Here is an 18,640-nt window from a genome sequence, read left to right as displayed (position 1 = left end):
AGCCACACTCCTATTTTCTTAATTCCAACACGTCTTTTTGATATTCCTGGACTTCTTCCAGCCAATCCAAACCAACTGGAATTTGATTTTTGTAACAGAAATAATTCCATACATCGGCATACGGGAAATCTTTCAATTCTTCCGTATAAGCCATTCTTGAAGTAAAGTCAAAAGCCAGCTCCATTTCTTTCAATCGCTCAACTGGTTCCAGCATAGCTTTCAGCAGTGCTTTTTGTGTATTTCTCGTACCGATGACCCAAGCAGCGATACGGTTGATCGTTGCATCAAAGAAATCCAGACCGATATTTGTTTTTTCCAACAATTCGTTACGGACTAATTCTTTAGCGATTTCCTGCAATTCATCATCCATCAAAACCACATGGTCTGAATCCCAACGCACTGGACGGGAAACATGCAGCATGATTCCTTTGCTGAATAAAGCTAATGAAGATAATTTATTGGAAATCACTTCTGTTGGATGAAAATGTCCAGCATCTAGACAAACAAGTTTGTCACGAGTCAACCCGTAACCCATATAAAATTCATGGGAACCGACTGTATAAGCTTCAGCGCCTAAACCAAATAGTTTGCTTTCTACTGCATCTTGTACATACCGTTCATCTAACTCTTCTGTAAAAATTTCATCGAGTGATTCCATTAAACGTTTCCGTGGGGTAAAACGATCAATCGGATTATCTTTCATCCCATCAGGTACCCAAAAGTTATTGATACTTGTTTGTCCAGTTTCTTTCCCAAAGTACTCCGCGATTTTGCGGCTTCTTTTCCCGTGTTCGATCCAGTATTCACGAATTTCTTTATCTGGATGAGCCAATGTAAAGCCGTCTTTCATCATTGGATGCGAAAAGAAAGTCGGATTGAAATCAAGACCGATTTCTTCTTTTTTTGCCCACTCTACCCATTTTTCAAAATGTTTCGGCTCAATTTCATTTAGATCGACAGATTCTTCTGTATCCAAATAGATAGCATGAAGGTTCAATTTGTGTTTGCCCGGTATCAACGAATAAGCTTTCTCCAGATCTTGTCTAAGCTCTTCAGGTGTTCGTGCGGCTCCTGGAAAATTCCCTGTCGCCATAATTCCACCGGTCAATTCGCCATCCGGTGTCAAGAAACCTTTGACATCGTCTCCTTGCCAGCAATGCATAGAAATTTTGATGTCCTGTATCTTTTCTAGTACAGCATCTGTATCTACACCGATAGTTGCATATTTTTCTTTTGCTTGTTCGTAATTTTTTTCAATCGTGTTCATACGATTACTCCTTTGATTTTATTCACGTACCATTCCATCGTGTTTTGCTTATTTTCATCTGGGTAAAAAGTTTCACATGGAAACGACTGTTTGATTACATTTCTTGCTTGTTCTATATTCGAAAACTGACCTGTACTGAGCATTTGCATGGCAACATTCCCGATTGCTGTGGCTTCACTAGGACCTGCTTCTACAATGATTCCGGCATAATCTGCTGTCAATTGATTCAGTAGACGATTATTCGATCCGCCCCCTACGATGTGCAGCTTTTCCAATTTCGTTCCAGTTAAGTGTTCTACTTTGATCAGCTCTTGTGCGTAACAAAGAGCAAGATTATCATACACACAACGAGCGATAGCTCCCGATGAGACAGGGACTGGCTGCTCTGTTTCAAAACAGTATTGCTGAATCTCTTCTATCATATTTGGGGGATTCAAAAATCGAGGGTCATTGATTTCCATCACTTGCTGCAGCGGTTTTTCTTTTGCAGCAAGCTCTGCCAATTCCGCATAACTGTACTCGTACTCTTGCATTCGGGCAACTTCCTGGATCAACCACATCCCCATGATGTTTTTCAAAAAACGCACCGTGTTATGGGCACCCCATTCATTCGTATAATTTTCAGAAAAAGCATTGCGAGAAACATTGGCGATCTTTGTTTCAATCCCTAAAAGCGACCATGTCCCACTGCTGATATAACCCCAACGTTCTCCTTGACCTGGCGTTCCTAATACAGCTGACGCCGTATCATGACTTGCTACTGTGATAAAGGTCACATCTGGCAAATCATATTTTGAAAATTGTTCTTTTTGCAGATCTCCTAGTATCGTTCCCGGCTCTGTCAATGGTGGAAATAATTCCTTCGAGACACCGATTTTTTCAAGAAGTTCTATTTCCCATTTTTTTGTCCCTGCATTCAGCAGCTGCATAGTAGATGCATTAGTTTTCTCCGTCACCATGTTACCAGTAAAGACATACCCTAAATAATCAGGTATCAGTAACAATTTATGTGCTTTTGCCAAATTTTCTTTTTCTTCAGCAAACAATTGGAACAAGGTATTGAAAGGCTGGATCTGAATCCCTGTCTGCTCATACAACTTATCTAGAGAATAGATTTCAGAAAACTGTTCTACTGCTCCATTGGTACGCTTGTCCCGATAAGCAATCGGATCATTTATCCGATCCCCTTGTTCGTCAATCAGACAGTAATCGACTGCCCATGTATCGATCCCCGCAAAAAGACGATCAATCCCTGTCTGCTTTAATTTTTCAAATCCAATCAAAATCTCTTTGATAAGATAATCGATCTTCCAGCGATCGTGACCGTCTTTGTTCCGAAAGCCGTTTTTGAACCGGTGCACTTCTTCCAAGATCAAAGAACCTTTTGCATCCCTCGTACTTTTCATTAGTCGTCCGCTTGATGCACCGATATCGATGGCAACAAATGTTGGATTCATTTCTCCACCTCTTTTACTTTATTGTTGATTAGCACTTTATTAATAAAGCGTTATCATTTATTAACAATGCTATCATAATACAGAATCTTATATTTTGCTTCACACTATTTTGGTATATAATTGTATTATCTTGACAAGTTGGGAGTGTTTACATGGATTACTGGGAAAAAGCCAACCACTCATGGTCGGAAGACTCAAAAAGAGTGATCTTGACGCCTACACAAAGAAGCAGGAAATTATTTTTTTATATCCAAGAAATCGGTTACTTCAAAGCACCAATCCCTTACTATACTGAACGAGCACATTTACCTTCTTACTTGATAAAGTTCACTTTGTCTGGCGAAGGTTCGCTTACATATAATGATAATCAGCAACAGCTAAAAGCTGGAGACTTATTTTTTATTGACTGCCAAGAATATCAGCGTTATCAAACGATCAGCGAAGAACCATGGGAAATGGATTGGATCCATTTGAATGGTCAGAACGTCCAATCATTTTATCAGGAGTTCACAAAAGATGGCCATAACACCTTCCATTCAACAGGGGATCCATCAGAAAACAAGATCCACCATTTGATCACAGAATTGATCCACATGCAACAAGGTACGAATGCCCGTACCGATTTCCAGTCCTCTGTAGCTATCCACGAGTTGCTGAATGAACTGATTTTGCAAAAGTATCAGCTAGATTTCGAAGAAGAGGATATTCCCGCCTACGTTTACAAACTGAAGCAATACTTAGACGAACATTTCAAAGAAACGATTACACTTGATCAATTAGAACAACAATTCTTATTGAATAAATATCAGCTGAGCAAAGATTTTTCCAAATTTATCGGTTCTCCACCAATCGATTATTTGATCAGCAAAAAACTCTCTTACGCTAAAGACCTTCTTCGGTATACAGAATTTACGGTTCGAATGATTTCCGAAGAAATAGGGATTGAGAATTTTGCTTACTTTAGCCGCCTGTTCAAAGCAAAAACAGGACTATCGCCGAGAGACTTTCGTAAATTCAGCTGATTCATATAATATGTACGTCATTTTTTCAAAATATTTTGAAATATATAGATAAAAATAAAATAACCGCAGTTTCTGCTTCTATATAAACAACAGCAGCTACTGCGGTTATTTTTTAGTGATCATTCTCATTGTTCATCTTCAAAATGTTCATAATGAACCAACTGTTTCTGTGTATCACGTTTCAAAAATTCTTTAGGCGTTATGCCGAACTCTCTCTTGAATGCTTTCAGAAAATGCGGATAAGACGAAAAACCACTTTTACTATATACAGCACTAGAGCTGCGGTACTCTCGCAATAAGTGCTTGGCATAGATCAGCTTTTTCTTCATTACATACTGATGAAACGTAAATCCAGTGTACTTTTTGAATTCTCGTGTGATATGGTATTTGCTGACAAAAAATTGCTTTTCCATTTCCTCTAAAGAAAGCGGATGAGATAAATTTTTTGAGATATATTGTAACATGTGTTCCACACGCTCATTAGGAACTACAGCATTCTGTTCTTGCGCACTCTCTTCTTTTTGTACAACTTGATTGAGAAAAATCAAGTATTCTACCAGAGCTTGTTCATATTTTATGTCTTCACCGTAAATTTTTTTATCAGGAGGATGGTCGATAAATGATAATTTTTGCTTCAATACTTCCTGTTCTATTTGCAATACACGACTCCTCTTCTCTCCTATTGGTTGAAAACAAGCCGATAGATTAGACCATGGCGTGGAACGACTTTCTAGAAAAGAAGGGGTGACAAAGATATAGACACGCTCGAATACATCTGAAGATTGGCGGACGATACAATGCAAATCATTGGAATGGATGAGCAGCACACTTCCTGCTTTGATCGTAAATTGTCGTCCGTTCAAATAAAAAGTCGCTTCTCCCTTTAATGTAGCATGGATCTCATAGAAATCATGATGATGATAGATCGTTTTATTTTGGCTGACGACATCTTTGACATGATAGATTTCATACTTATCAGAAACCATCGTATTGACTTGTTCACCGATGTTTTTCTTTTGGAGCATGTGCCGCACCTCCTTTTGTTCACTTATGCACAATTTTATTATACCACGTTTTTTGTAATCAAAAAGAGCTGCTTTTATATACTCTTATAAAAAAGAAGAGACGTGGCATCTTCTAGCCCCGCCCCCTCCATTCTAAATATTAGTTAACCAACGTCTTCTTTACATTATTCAAGAAGACTTCTTCCATAACGGATCCCATCATCTTTTGTTTCTTCAAGAACCACATACAGGTACGGACGATTCTTCATGATGATTTCTTTGATTTTTGTGTACTCGATCACACCGTCTCCCAAATTTACCGGCACGATTTTTTCCTGTTCGACACGAAAATCTTTCAAATGAACCGCACATATCTTTTCACCAAAACGTTCAAAAGCTTCTTCTACCAATTGGACTTGTTCTTGATAATCACTACTTGTGATCAAATTGGTCGGATCTAAAATGATTCCTAGATAGTCCGAATCTACTGCTTGGATCAGCTGCTCTACCCTTGCTAAAGAATACACCGGATGATTCAAACCTGGTTGTATCCCCACCATCATTTGGTATTTTTCTCCAGCTTTTACCAAGCGACGGATAACGGACACTGCTTCAGCAAATGCTTCATCTGTGAAATTTTCTTCCGTATATTGGATTTCCGGCAAAACACATCCAGTTTCCGAAGCAACCATCGACGCACCAAAGGAAGAAGCATAGCGAAGATACTGCTCGAACTTTGTCAGCAACTCTTCTCGTATCGTTAAATCTGGATGAATCATATTGATATAGCAACTTAAAATTCCTACGGTCACTTCTTGCTTTTCTAAAACTCGTTTGACATAATTTCCCATCCCAGAATTGATCTCATTTGCGCCAGAAGGTATTTCAGGAAACGAAAGACCTAAGGCGAGCTGCAGTGTATGAATCCCTTGTTCTTTTGTTTTTTCTGCAAGATCTTCTATCGTTTGGACTTCGGAAAGATCATGTCCTCTAATTGTAATGTTCAACATAACTATTCTCCTAACTCAGCATATTGGGTAGCCACATGACGATTTGCGGGAAGTAAGTAATCAAAAACAAGACGACTAAGATAACCCCATAAAAAGGAAGAAGCGGTTTCAGCATTGCCTCTGCTTTTACGCCTCCTACACTTGCACCGACATATAGTCCTGTACCTACTGGCGGCGTGATGGAGCCTACACACAGATTCATGATTGAAAACAACCCGTAATGTACAGGATCAACCCCTACACTTGTGACGATTGGTAAAAATATTGGTGTAAAAATCAAGATAGCAGGCGCCACATCCATAAACATACCCACCAGTAATAACACAAGATTGACTAATAACAGAATAATAAATTTATTATCCGTTACGCCCATAATCAACGAACTAATTGCCTGAGGAATACCGGTAAACGCCATGGCGAAAGACATCATGGAAGAAGTAACCAATAAGAACATGATCGTCCCTGACATTGCTACTGATTGAAACAACATATTAGGTATATCTTTTAGTTTTACCGTTTTATAGTAAAACATAGCAATCAACAGGGAGTAAATGACAGCTATCGCTGAAGCTTCTACTGCTGTAAATATCCCCGTCAAGATACCACCGATAATGATGACAATCAATAGAAGGCTAGGAATCGCCTCTTTTATTATTTTTCCAGCATGAGCCATCTGTCCTTTTTCGACAACAGGGTATTTATTCTTTTTAGCAACGATGAATGCTACTAGCATGATTCCTAGCGCCCACAAAGCGCCTTAAACAAAGCAGAGATCGAAGCACCACCAGCAACAAGTGAATACATGATAAAAGCAGTACTTGGAGGAATGACCATACCTGTCGGAGCTGACGCGATATTGACCGCTGTCGCAAACTTCCGGTCATATCCTTCTTCCACTTGCTGAGGGATCAACACTCCACCAATCGCGGTAGAAGCGGCAATGGCCGAGCTAGAGATGGAACCAAATAAAGCATTCCCTAACACATTCGTATGAGCCAAAACCCCCGGCACGCGCCCGACGAACAACATCGCAAAATCCACTAGTTTCTTAGCTATCCCTCCATTATTCATGATAATGCCCGAGAGAACGAAAAACGGAATAGCGATCAGCGAAAAACTATTGATACTTCCCACCATTTTTTGAGCTGAACTAAAAGCAGAAACATCAAACGGTATAACTAACAATAAAGTCATCATCGATGAGAATGCAATACTTATAGCAATCGGCATCCCTAATACAAGCAACACAGCAAATACAAAAAATAACACTAATCCGGCTTCTATTGCCATTTTATTCCTCCATTTTTATATTTTTTCTTGAATTGCTGGCTTGTTGCTTAATGTATCGATTAGATTAATCAGGCTATAGATAATGATGAGTACCCCCGATACAGGTACTGACAGATAAACATATCCCATAGGAATACTTAAAGAAGGCGAGATCTGCCCCATTGTCAATGTGACAGCATTCCATCCGCCATACACCATGATCATCGCAGCAAATACCAGAAATAAACTTTGAACAACAACTTCTAAAATTTTACTTTTTTTGCCAGTTAATTTTTCACTTAAAACCGTTACGGCTAAATGTGCTTTTTGTCCCACAACATACGCGGAAGACAACATGGCAAACCAGACAAGACCGAATCGAACAAGCTCTTCCGTGACCGTATTTGGATTTCCTAAAACCGTTCTGGAAAATACTTGCCATAAAACAACAGCGACCATCCCAACAAGCAAAACAGCTCCCAGGATCTCTAATACCTTGTTTAAAATCATTTTCATCACAGCTACGCTCCTTGCTCTTGGATCTTTTGATAAAGGTCTTTGTAGGTAGGATCGTTTTTGAATATATCATGAAGTGGGGCAACTGCCTCTCGAAACGGTGTATTATCTACATCATTGAATTGGACTCCATGTTCTTCTTGTGCTAAAGCTTTTTCTTCTTCAATTGCTTTTGCAAAAGCTTCAATTTCAAAAACCGTTGATTCTTTCGCTGCTTCTTCAATGGCTTTTTCCTGCTCATCAGTTAGCTGTTCTTTGATGGCATCATTCATGATGATGATATCTGGCACACGTGTATGCTCATCATAGGAATAGTATTTAGCCACACCACCATGTCCAGCTGTATACAAGACAAATTCATTGTTTTCTGATCCGTTGATCAAATTGGATTGAAGAGACGTGTACACTTCATCACTTCCCATAGGTACGGGCGAACCGCCTAAAAGCTCTACCCTTTTGATAGCGGTTTCGCTTTGCATCACACGGATCTTCTTTCCCTTCAAATCTTCCGGCGTATGGATCGGACCGTCTACCATATAAAAGCTGCGCTGACCAGAATCATAATAGGTCAATCTGGTAAATCCTAAATTTTTGGTCGATTGGTAGATTGGCTCCATTATTTCTTCATTATCCATCACCTTAAAGAAATGTTCTTCATCATTGAATAGATAAGGAACTGAAAAAATCGAATAATCTTTAGAGAAACTTTCCAACGCTGAGGCACTTACTTTTGTGAAATCTACTGCTCCTGACTGTGTCAATTCGATCAGTTCACGTTCTCCACCCAGTTGTCCATCTGGGAAATACTGGATCTGTACGGAACCATCTGTTTTTTCTTTTACTAAACGCCCAAATTCATTCATTGCATCAATTACTGGCTGGCTGTTGCTTGCATAAGCAAAGCGCAAGGTAACTATCTCATTTACGTCTGCATCTGCGACAGTTGCCACACTAGAATTATTTCCGCAGCCGCTTAGACCTAGCAGACCTAGGCTAAGCGAACTTGCTGCAAACAGCAGTGATGTTTTTTTCATATGGGTTTCCTTTCTTTTAACAATAAGAGACGAGCAATTCTGTCAAACAAAGCACCGTTAACGACTGTCCATAAGGCATTGCTGTGATTCCGATATTCCGATAAAAATCTAAACTGTCCCCCATTCCTGTCCCGATTGAAACGTTTTGAACTTCTCCTTTTTCATCGATTTGTTCAAGCAATCCTTGGATAGTTGGATAGCACGATAAGCGACTTCTTTATATTCTTGTGGTAAATAACGTTTATGGACCGCTTTCAAAATACCGTAAGCAAATCCTGCAGTTACAGAAGATTCTACGTAAGAAGAAGGATCATCCAACAACGTATGCCATAAACCGCTTTCAGACTGATAAGTTTTTAATGCACGCACTTGTGCTTCAAGTGTTTCGATCAATAATTTGCGCAATGCATCTTCTTTCGATAATTCTAAGATTTCAATGATCTCTGGAATAGCAATCGTCAACCAGCAGTTTCCACGAGTCCAAAATGCTTCGGCATAGTTATGATTTCCTTCAAACGTCCAGCCGTGATACCACAATCCTGATCGTTTATCCATCAAGTATTTGATATGGATCATAAACTGGTAACGAGCTTCTTCTAAATATTCTGGGCGATTCAACAGTTTCCCGATTTTTGCCAAAGGAAGCACTGTCATCATCAATGTATCGTCCCACAACTGATTCTTATTTTCCGGTCCATATGTGGCATGCTGTAACCCGTCTTCATTTGTCCGAGGCATGTCATTCATGACCCATTCTGCCCATTGTTCTAAATAAGGCAAATAGCGTGAATCTTTCGTGTCTTCATACAAGTAAGCCATAGTCAATAGCGGTGCCATTGTATTGACGTTTTTGGGCGGAGCGCCTTCTTCCATACGATCCTCAAACCATTCATTGACCACTTGATAAGCGCGAGGATTTTTTGTCATCTGGTAATTTTTATAAATACCATATAGACCGACACCTTGTGGCCAATTCCACACTGTCCAGCTCTTGTCATCTACTTTCAGTCCTTCAAAGTCCAACAAAAATTCACCATTATCGTCTTTGATCGTTGTCAGGTTTTCAACGAGCAGGTCAATTTTTTCTTTCACTAATTCTTTAGGTACAAAAATCTCTTCTTTAATAATCATCTTTACGCCACCTTTTTAAACGCTTTCATTTTATATCCTTAATATAGCAGTAATACCGTCCACTATAAATATCGCTTTTTGAACAAAAACTGTCTAAAATTGACCTAAATGTTAAATAACAAAAGTAACTTTCAGTTACTTGGAAATTAAAAAAAGAACTTGGAGAAACAACGTTTTCCAAGTTCTTTTTCATCTATTTTCTTATCTTTTTTCTACGCTTTCTTTTGCTTATCCGTTGTAAGCATCAATGATGATCTGTTTCAATTCAGAGATCAATGGTTCTTTCGGATTAGCTGTCGTACATTGGTCTTCGTAAGCTAATTCAGCCATACGGTCTACGGTTGTATCTAGTGTTTCTTGTGTGACTCCTTGAGCTTTTAGACTCATGTTGATGCCGACAGATTTTCCTAATTCATAAACAGCCGTTGCTAAAGCTTCGACTAATTCCTCTGTTGTTTCGCCTTTCAGACCTAAGAATTTTGCAATATCTGCGTAATCTGTATCTGCACGGAAATAGTCATATTTAGGGAACATCGCATGTTTTTGTGGATCTTTTGCATTATAGCGGATAATATGCGGTAAAAGAATCGCATTTGTCCGTCCATGAGGGATCCCGTATTCCCCGCCGATTTTATGTGCGACTGAGTGACAAATACCTAGGAATGCGTTAGCAAACGCCATACCAGCCATTGTAGAAGCGTTGTGCATTTTTTCACGTGATTCCATATCAGGTGTTTTTACTGATTTTTCTAAATAGTCAAAGACTAACTTGATTGCTTGTAGGCTCAATCCACGTGTATAATCTGAAGCCATGACTGAAACATAGGATTCGATTGCATGTGTTAACACATCCATCCCGGTATCTGCTGTGACAGATGCTGGAACTGACATGACGAATTGAGGATCGACGATTGCGACATCTGGCGTCAATGCATAATCTGCTAACGGATATTTCACATGTGTTTCACTGTCAGTGATGACCGCAAATGGCGTTACTTCAGAACCAGTTCCTGATGTTGTCGGGATACATACGAATTGTGTTTTTTCTGGTTTGTCGATCTTATATGTCCGTTTACGGATATCCAAGAATTTTTGTTTTGCACCAAAGAAAGATGTGTCTGGGTGTTCATAGAACATCCACATTCCCTTAGCTGCGTCCATTGCAGAACCGCCTCCAAGAGCGATTACTGTATCTGGCTTGAAGTCTGCCATCAGTTTCGTTCCTGCGTATACGGTATTTGTCGATGGGTTCGGTTCAACATCTGAGAAGACTTCGATCTTCACATCATTTTTACGTCGTGCCAATACTTCACGAACTGTATCGCAGTAACCGAATTGGACCATACCAGGGTCACAAATGATCATGACACGTTCAACGTTTTCCATTTTCTCTAAGTACAATAGAGAGTTCTTTTCAAAGAAGATTTTTGGCGGTAATTTGAACCATTGCATGTTATTTCTCCGTTTCGCTACAGTTTTGACATTGATTAAGTTTACAGCAGAGACGTTACGAGAAACAGAGTTCTTACCATAAGAACCGCATCCCAAAGTCAATGACGGAATCATTTCGTTATAGATATCACCGATGCCGCCTTCTGCAGATGGTGTATTCACTAAAATACGACAAGCTTTCATTCGAAGACCGAATTTGACATGCAACTCTTCGTTTTCTGAATGGATAACTGCTGTATGTCCTAATCCTCCAAGATTCAACATACCTTCACACAAATCAAACGCATGGTCCGTGTTGTTAGCTTTGATCATGGCAAGAACTGGAGAAAGTTTTTCTCTTGATAGCGGATAACCTGGGCCTACGCCTTCCAATTCAACAATCAGCATTTTCGTTCCTTTTGGTACACTGATTCCTGCCAATTTTGCGATTTCCATCGCAGAATGTCCAACGATTGATGGATTGACCGCATATTTTCCTTCGTTCATCACTGCATCTTCTAATTTTTGCAATTCATCTGGTTTTACGATATAAACTTGGTGTGCTTGGAATTCTGCTTTTACTGCTGCATAGATTTCTTTATCCACGATCACAGCTTGTTCAGAAGCACAAATCATTCCATTATCAAATGTTTTCGAAACGATCAAATCGTTCACTGCACGTTTAATTTTTGCTGTTTTTTCAATATAAGCTGGTACGTTACCTGGACCTACACCTAAAGCTGGTTTTCCTGTAGAGTAAGCAGACTTGACCATTCCAGCTCCACCTGTCGCTAAGACGATCGCGATACCTGGATGGTTCATTAGCATAGAAGTCGCTTCGATCGAAGGATGTTCGATCCATTGGATACAATTTTCAGGAGCTCCGGCAGCGATAGCAGCATCACGTACTACTCGTGCTGCTTCTGCAGAAGATTTTTGGGCACTTGGATGGAAAGCAAAAACGATTGGATTTCTTGTTTTCAACGCGATCATTGATTTGAAAATCGTTGTGGAAGTCGGATTCGTTGTTGGAGTTACTCCGCAAACCACACCGACTGGTTCAGCAATTTCAATCAACCCTTTTTGGACATCTTCATTGATCACACCAACTGTTTTATCATGTTTGATATTATGCCAAATATATTCGGACGCATACATATTTTTGATTGCTTTATCTTCGTAAACACCGCGGCCTGTTTCCTCTACAGCCATCTTCGCTAATGGCATATGTTGATCCAAAGCTGCCATTGCCATTTCATGCACGATATGGTCTACTTTTTCTTGATCAAAGCTTTCCATTTCTTTCAATGCTGCATTTGCTTTTTCTGCCAAATCATCAATCATTGCTTGTACGTCAATTGTCTTCGTTTTTTCTTTTTCCATTACTTTAGCCATCATTATCCTCCTAATGGGTCATGGTTATTTGTTAAATCATTCACATGTATATCATACAATATTTGTTTTTCTATGTAAACACTTTTTTGTGATTTTTTTCACAGTTATTTTTAAATATAAAATTGCTTTATTTACAGGTGTTTGTATAGAAAAATATATAAAGTTATTTATTATTATTTATATTACACACCCGATTATTCAATATTGAGCAATATATCCTATACTCTTATCTCTTTCTTTTTTGAATAAAAAATGAGGTAGGACATCTTTCTGCCCTACCTCGTCTTTAAATAAGCTTTGATACTTATTTTTCTTTCTTCTCTTCTGTCTCTTCCAGCGTTTCTGTTGTTTCAGTTTTTACTTCAACTGTCTCAGCTGGTTCTTCTGTTGTTTCAACAGTAGTCGTTGCATCATTTGTTACGACAGTCCCTGGTTTGACCGTTTTGATTGCTGCACGATCGTACTCAAGGAAGATCCCTTCGCAGTCTAAAACAACTGTCCGTTTGTCATTGTCGATTTCTGAAACAACTCCATGTAATCCGCCGATCGTTACGACTGAATCACCTGGTTTCATGCTATCTAACAAGTTTTGACGTTCTTGCTGTTGTTTCTTTTGCGAACGTGACATAAAAAACCACATTGCTAATAGCGCGATAAACATCACAAGCATTGGTAATGTTCCCATTTTTTTCACCTCACTAATTCTGTATCTACAAAAAACACTTTAGCAGAAAAATGCTGCTAACACTAGTTTTTTACTTAATTTTTAAAAGATTTTCCTTTAGAAGCTTTTTGCGTTTTCTTTATTGAACCCGTATTCTTCAAAAAAGGCTTCTCTAAATTCAAGCAAATTATCATCCATGATTGCTTGACGTACTTGTTTCATTAGATTCAACAAGAAGTATAAATTGTGGTAAGAAGTCAAACGAATCCCAAATGTTTCATCACATTTGATCAAATGGCGGATATAGGCACGTGTATAGTTTTTACATGTATAACAATCACATTTCTCATCAATTGGACGGAAATCATGAGCATACTTCGCATTTTTCACTACTAGACGACCTTGAGAAGTCATACATGTGCCATTTCGAGCGATTCGAGTAGGCAAGACACAGTCAAACATGTCTACTCCACGGATAACACCATCGATCAATGAATCAGCAGCACCGACACCCATCAAGTAACGTGGTTTGTTTTCGGGGATCAACGGTGTAGTGAATTCTAATACACGATTCATTTCTGATTTAGGTTCCCCGACAGATAACCCGCCGATTGAGTAACCAGGGAAATCCATCCCGACTAGATCTTTCGCGCTTTGACGACGAAGATCTTCAAATCCTGCTCCTTGGATGATTCCAAATAATCCTTGACGGTCTGGGTTAGCATGAGCTTTCAATCCTCGTTCTGCCCATCGAGACGTACGTTCTACTGATTTTTTCACGTAGTCGTAACTTTCATCGAATGGTGGACATTCGTCAAAACTCATCATGATATCAGAGCCCAATTTATTTTGGATGTTGATTGCTTTTTCTGGTGATAAAAACATACGTGAACCGTTCAAGTGATTTTTGAAATGCACGCCTTCTTCTTCGATATTCCGCATATCACTTAATGAAAAAACTTGAAAGCCGCCTGAATCTGTTAAAATCGGTTGATCCCAGTTCATAAATTTATGCAGTCCGCCAGCTTCTTCTACTAAGTCTTCACCAGGGCGTAGCCATAAATGATATGTATTACTTAAAATAACGCCAGCACCCATTTCTTTCAACTCTTCTGGGGACATTGTTTTTACTGTAGCTAATGTTCCTACTGGCATGAACATTGGTGTGGGGAAAGTTCCGTGTGGCGTGATCAATTCCCCTAAACGCGCGCCAGTATGTTTTTCTTTCTTGATTAAACGATAGCGAATGGCAGGTTGCGTCATTCATTTCCCTACTTTCTATATAAAATATCTTGACAACTCCCACCATCATAATCGTTTCAAGTGCTTTTTGCAAGTTCCCTCGGCTTCCTTCTATTTTATTTAATATTCTTTTTTTTATCCTTTTTTTATGAATAACAAAAAAAAAAGAAAAACATTATGACAGAAATATTTTTTTATACATGGTATATTGGTGTTATTAAAGAAAAGGAGGGAAAAATCATGCAATCTTCTGCAGAACTAAAACGCCAAGCAAAAGAGAGTTTAAAAGGACGTTGGGGGCAAGCTGTTTTACTAAATCTAATCCCTACATTGATTGGTATTGCTGCTATTCTTCTTATTATGATTCCTATTATCTTATTTGCCACCACCATATATGATGGATCAGCGAGCGTCTCAGATGCGACAACTTCAGGAGGCGGTAGTTCAGGAGGCGGTGGCGGAATTATTTCCAGCATCATTAGCGCTTTGTTCATGAGCGGTATTTCTTGGACTTATCTTGATATTTTACGTGGACAAAAAGATCAGATCGAACCATTCAAAGATGCATTTCGTGGATTCAAAGGTTTGTTTATCGGCGGAGTGATCGGCTTAGCTGTACTGATTTCAATCTTTACAACATTATGGGGTTTGCTATTAGTTATTCCTGGAATCATTAAAAGCTATTCTTATTCTCAAAGCTATTTTATCTATTATGATATCGTCCAAGAAACAGGTCAAACGCCTAAAGTACTGGATACGATCACCGCAAGTCGAAAATTGATGGATGGTTACAAAGGAAAACTTTTCTGGTTAGATCTTTCATTTATCGGCTGGCATATCTTAGCATTAGCAACTGCTGGTATCGGTTATCTATGGCTCAGCCCATATATTTCCGCAACAAAAGCAGCATTTTATGAACAATTGCCGAAAGATATTTAAAAGAGAGTGTGAACCTGCCGTTTAATTCCGAGTCACAAAAAACAGTTTCTCATGTTTGATGAATATCGTGACTTGTGACCGTTGGGTTGGCAGGAGAACACCGTTTATCGAAAGGCAGTAAAAGAAACATTCAGCCCATTAGCAAAAAGGAGGTGTGACAACATTCATGTCACACCTCCTTTTTGTATAGTTCCAGTAAAAAGAAAATCAACTTAGAAACAGTTGATCATTCCTCTTCTTCTGCTTCCGGTAATCGATGGAACTTGATCAGTTCATTGACCGCGATTGGTACGATAGACAAAATCCCTACCAAGAACCAGTGATTCAAACTGATGTGTACTAGGCCGAATAGTTCTTGCGTAAATGGCAGCAAAGCAACAGCTGTTGTAATAGCTAATGCCAGTAACGCCATTTCTACCAACGCTTTATTGGTTGCTAAATTGACTTTGAAGATCGATTGACTGCTGCGTACATTGAACACATGCAAAATTGATGAATAAGCTAAGATCAAGAATGCAACTGTTTGACCGACATGCTGACTTGCGTCTACCCATGGACTGATGGTATCGACATAACTACCTAAATAATAACCAAACAGTGTTACGATGGTAAAGACCCCTGCGTTTATGGCGATTTTTTGCAATAAACCTCGAGCAAAGATTCCTTCGTTTTTCGGAATAGGCGGCTGATCCATGATGCCGTGTTCTGCTGGTTCTCTTCCTAATGCAAATCCTGGAAGTCCATCGGCAACTACATTGACAAACAGTAGTTGTACAGCTGTGACTGGCACTCCCCAGCCTAACAGCATCGCAATCAAAACAATAAAGATCTCCGAAATATTGCAACTTAGCAAAAAGTTGATTGCTTTACGAATATTCTGATAAACTGAGCGTCCTTGACTGACAGCATCGACGATCGTCGCAAAGTTGTCATCCGTCAGAATAATATCTGCGGCACTTTTCGCCACATCTGTACCTGTGATCCCCATGGAACATCCGACATTACTTGCTTTCAACGCTGGTGCATCATTCACGCCATCACCAGTCATCGCTACGACTGCACCCGTACGTTGCCAAGATTTGACGATTCGGATCTTATCTTCTGGCGTTACCCGAGCATAGACAGAGAGAGATTTGACACGCGCATCTAATTCCTCGTCTGATAATTGATGCAGTTCTGATCCTGAGAGTGCTTCTGACAGATCATTCAAGATACCTAATTCTTTCGCTATGGCACTGGCAGTTACCACATGATCTCCAGTGATCATGACTGTTTTGATGCCGGCCTTTTTCGCTCGCTTGATTGCTCCTTTACTTTCTGGACGCGGCGGATCGATCATTCCGATCAGACCAATCAAATGTAAGTCTTTTTCCAACGCTTCAGAAGAAATATCTTGCGGTTCTTCGTCATAAGTAGCATAACCAACAGCAATCACTCTCAGTGCCCGTTTACCGAAACGATCATTAACGATTGCTGCTTGTTCTACATCGCCTGAACTAAAGCGCGGAGCCAGAACATCGAATGCTCCTTTGGTGATTGAGATGTATTTTTCACCCATTTGATGAACCGTTGTCATCATTTTTCGTTCAGAATCAAAAGGAAGCTCGTTTACTCGTGGATATTTTTCTTCTAATTCTGCTTTTGTATGATAATTCTCTTCAACAGCCCTAACGATGGCTACCTCTGTTGGATTACCTTTGATAACAAGATCATCGTCTTCTTGTTCGAACGTCACATCTGTACATAATGCAGCCATTTTCAATATTTCCATCGCGCTGTTCGTCATTGAGTCTTCGATATTCGTTACTTCATCGTCTTTGCTCCAGACTTGGCGGACGCGCATTTCATTTTGTGTCAGCGTTCCTGTTTTGTCTGAGCAGATAACATTAGCGGTTCCTAGCGTCTCTACTGCTGGTAGCTGCCGGATAATCGCATGTTTCCTCGCCATCTTCTGCACACCGTATGCAAGTGTCAACGTAACAATAACAGTCAAGGTTTCCGGTACAGCTGCAACAGCCAAGGAAATCGAAGTCATGAACATCTCAAGGAGTGGTTCTCCTTGCAGTTCGCCAATCACAAATACTAAAGCCGCAGCCGCTAAAGCGATCATACTGATTCGTTTGCCTAGCTGATTCAATCGGACCTGTAAAGGTGTTTTTTGCATGGTGTTTTCGTTCAAAAGATCCGCGATCTTACCCATTTCAGTAGCCATACCAATAGCCGTGACGATGGCTTTCCCACGACCTGCAACAACCGTACATCCTTTAAATACCATATTGAGTTGGTCACCTAATGACTCATCTTCTTTTGCGACGAATGCTGCATCTTTTTCGACTGCTTCACTTTCTCCAGTCAGCGCCGATTCTTCTACACGTAATTGGTATGCTTCGATCAAACGGGCATCGGCAGAAATAGCATCACCGGACTCTAAAACAAGAATATCCCCAACCACCAGTTGCTCTGACTCAACAGTGGTCACTTTGCCATCACGTATGACAGTTGCCGTTTGTTTATTCATATCTTGCAAGGATTCCAGTGCTTTTTCTGCGTTTCCTTCTTGGACGATTGACAATACCGAGTTGATCACAACGATAGCGATGATCAACAGTCCTTCAAATAAATCTCCATGCTCTGTAGCAAATGCAGTATAAAAGGAAATCACCGCTGCTATAAGAAGGATGATCGTTGTAAAATCCGACAAGCTTCGAAAGAATTTTTTGATCATTGATTCTTTTGGTGCCTCATCGAATTTATTCAATCCCTGCTTTTTTCGTCGTTCATCCACTTCTTGTGAAGACAACCCAGTATCTGGATCTGCTTCCGTTACCTTCCTTACTTCTTCTATTGTCTGCTTGTATTCTTCCATCCTATTCCTCCTTTAAAATCTTCGTACAAAAAAAGGTACTAATTTTACTATAACATCTTTTTTAATTACTTCAAACAAAGGGCCTATTGATTATTTGTTAAGAAAGTATAAAATCCAAAGCACTTACATTTGCAAACGCTACCAAAAGATGCTATTATATAGATGTAAGGAAGGAGGATACCATCAAATAAACAGAAGAATTTCTCGATAGAACAGTGTAAGCAAACAAAGTTGTTAGAAGTACAGGTTTCACCCAGACATGCGTGTAGAGTACAAAACTATAAATAGTGAATGCGTATGGATGTTTGGATCACGAAGTATCCGAAACAAGAAGTAATGCGATACGTAACAATTGAATAACGTAAACGTCTGAAAATTGAATAGGAACAAGAG

At 39.5% G+C, this 18,640-nt stretch carries 12 protein-coding genes and 2 pseudogenes; 2 read left to right on the top strand and 12 right to left on the bottom strand.

The features are described 5' to 3' along the window. Nucleotides 1-10: 10 nt before the first annotated feature. Nucleotides 11-1,267 (bottom strand): L-rhamnose isomerase, encoded by a 1,257-nt coding sequence (rhaA, locus tag RG571_RS03655; protein WP_258430447.1) that lies wholly within the window; start codon nucleotides 1,265-1,267, stop codon nucleotides 11-13. Further along, nucleotides 1,264-2,724, bottom strand: a complete 1,461-nt coding sequence (gene rhaB / locus RG571_RS03650; RefSeq protein ID WP_258430446.1) for a rhamnulokinase — start codon at nucleotides 2,722-2,724, stop codon at nucleotides 1,264-1,266. Before rhaB ends, rhaA begins: the two co-directional genes overlap by 4 nt. Before the next feature lie 152 nt (nucleotides 2,725-2,876). Between rhaB and RG571_RS03645 the strand changes: the two genes are divergently transcribed. Then, complete coding sequence (locus RG571_RS03645) at nucleotides 2,877-3,746, top strand: AraC family transcriptional regulator (RefSeq protein WP_104765307.1); 870 nt, start codon at nucleotides 2,877-2,879, stop codon at nucleotides 3,744-3,746. Nucleotides 3,747-3,871: 125 nt separating this feature from the next. On the opposite strand, the gene RG571_RS03640 is transcribed toward RG571_RS03645, so the two are convergent. The 9 genes and pseudogenes from RG571_RS03640 to tgt form a co-directional block, all read right to left on the bottom strand. Beyond that, nucleotides 3,872-4,771, bottom strand: a complete 900-nt coding sequence (locus RG571_RS03640; RefSeq protein ID WP_308947773.1) for an AraC family transcriptional regulator — start codon at nucleotides 4,769-4,771, stop codon at nucleotides 3,872-3,874. Between the two features lie 164 nt (nucleotides 4,772-4,935). After that, on the bottom strand, nucleotides 4,936-5,760 hold the full coding sequence (locus RG571_RS03635; protein WP_114634809.1) for a sugar phosphate isomerase/epimerase: 825 nt from the start codon (nucleotides 5,758-5,760) through the stop codon (nucleotides 4,936-4,938). Nucleotides 5,761-5,770: 10 nt separating this feature from the next. Beyond that, nucleotides 5,771-7,050 (bottom strand): annotated as a pseudogene (locus tag RG571_RS03630) (TRAP transporter large permease). A gap of 15 nt (nucleotides 7,051-7,065) precedes the next feature. Then, nucleotides 7,066-7,545 carry a TRAP transporter small permease gene (locus RG571_RS03625; RefSeq protein ID WP_002288258.1) on the bottom strand — a complete coding sequence of 160 codons (480 nt, stop codon included), beginning with the start codon at nucleotides 7,543-7,545 and terminating at the stop codon, nucleotides 7,066-7,068. Between the two features lie 5 nt (nucleotides 7,546-7,550). Then, on the bottom strand, nucleotides 7,551-8,579 hold the full coding sequence (locus RG571_RS03620) for a TRAP transporter substrate-binding protein (RefSeq protein ID WP_258430442.1): 1,029 nt from the start codon (nucleotides 8,577-8,579) through the stop codon (nucleotides 7,551-7,553). A gap of 16 nt (nucleotides 8,580-8,595) precedes the next feature. Continuing rightward, a pseudogene (locus RG571_RS03615) lies at nucleotides 8,596-9,710 on the bottom strand (glycoside hydrolase family 105 protein). 228 nt (nucleotides 9,711-9,938) lie between these two features. Then, nucleotides 9,939-12,536 carry a bifunctional acetaldehyde-CoA/alcohol dehydrogenase gene (adhE, locus tag RG571_RS03610; protein ID WP_114634812.1) on the bottom strand — a complete coding sequence of 866 codons (2,598 nt, stop codon included), beginning with the start codon at nucleotides 12,534-12,536 and terminating at the stop codon, nucleotides 9,939-9,941. Nucleotides 12,537-12,840: 304 nt separating this feature from the next. Further along, entirely contained in the window at nucleotides 12,841-13,221 is a 381-nt protein-coding gene (gene yajC, locus RG571_RS03605) for a preprotein translocase subunit YajC (protein ID WP_002300794.1), read from the bottom strand. A 96-nt stretch (nucleotides 13,222-13,317) separates the two neighbouring features. Then, entirely contained in the window at nucleotides 13,318-14,463 is a 1,146-nt protein-coding gene (gene tgt, locus RG571_RS03600; RefSeq protein ID WP_002294183.1) for a tRNA guanosine(34) transglycosylase Tgt, read from the bottom strand. A gap of 219 nt (nucleotides 14,464-14,682) precedes the next feature. Here tgt and RG571_RS03595 point away from each other — a divergent pair, with 219 nt between their 5' ends. After that, nucleotides 14,683-15,381: a DUF975 family protein gene (locus tag RG571_RS03595; RefSeq protein ID WP_258430417.1), complete on the top strand. Its 699-nt coding sequence runs from the start codon at nucleotides 14,683-14,685 to the stop codon at nucleotides 15,379-15,381. A 226-nt stretch (nucleotides 15,382-15,607) separates the two neighbouring features. Here the strand turns inward: RG571_RS03595 and RG571_RS03590 are convergent, their stop codons facing one another. Next, a complete protein-coding gene (locus tag RG571_RS03590) occupies nucleotides 15,608-18,247 on the bottom strand; it encodes a cation-translocating P-type ATPase (protein WP_308947772.1) in 2,640 nt (879 codons plus the stop codon). Between the last annotated feature and the right edge of the window lie 393 nt (nucleotides 18,248-18,640).

Origin of the sequence: Enterococcus sp. FR204, assembly GCF_031143325.1 — a bacterium.
In the GTDB taxonomy this organism is placed as follows: domain Bacteria; phylum Bacillota; class Bacilli; order Lactobacillales; family Enterococcaceae; genus Enterococcus_B; species Enterococcus_B faecium.
This window is presented reverse-complemented; position numbering and strand designations above follow the sequence as displayed.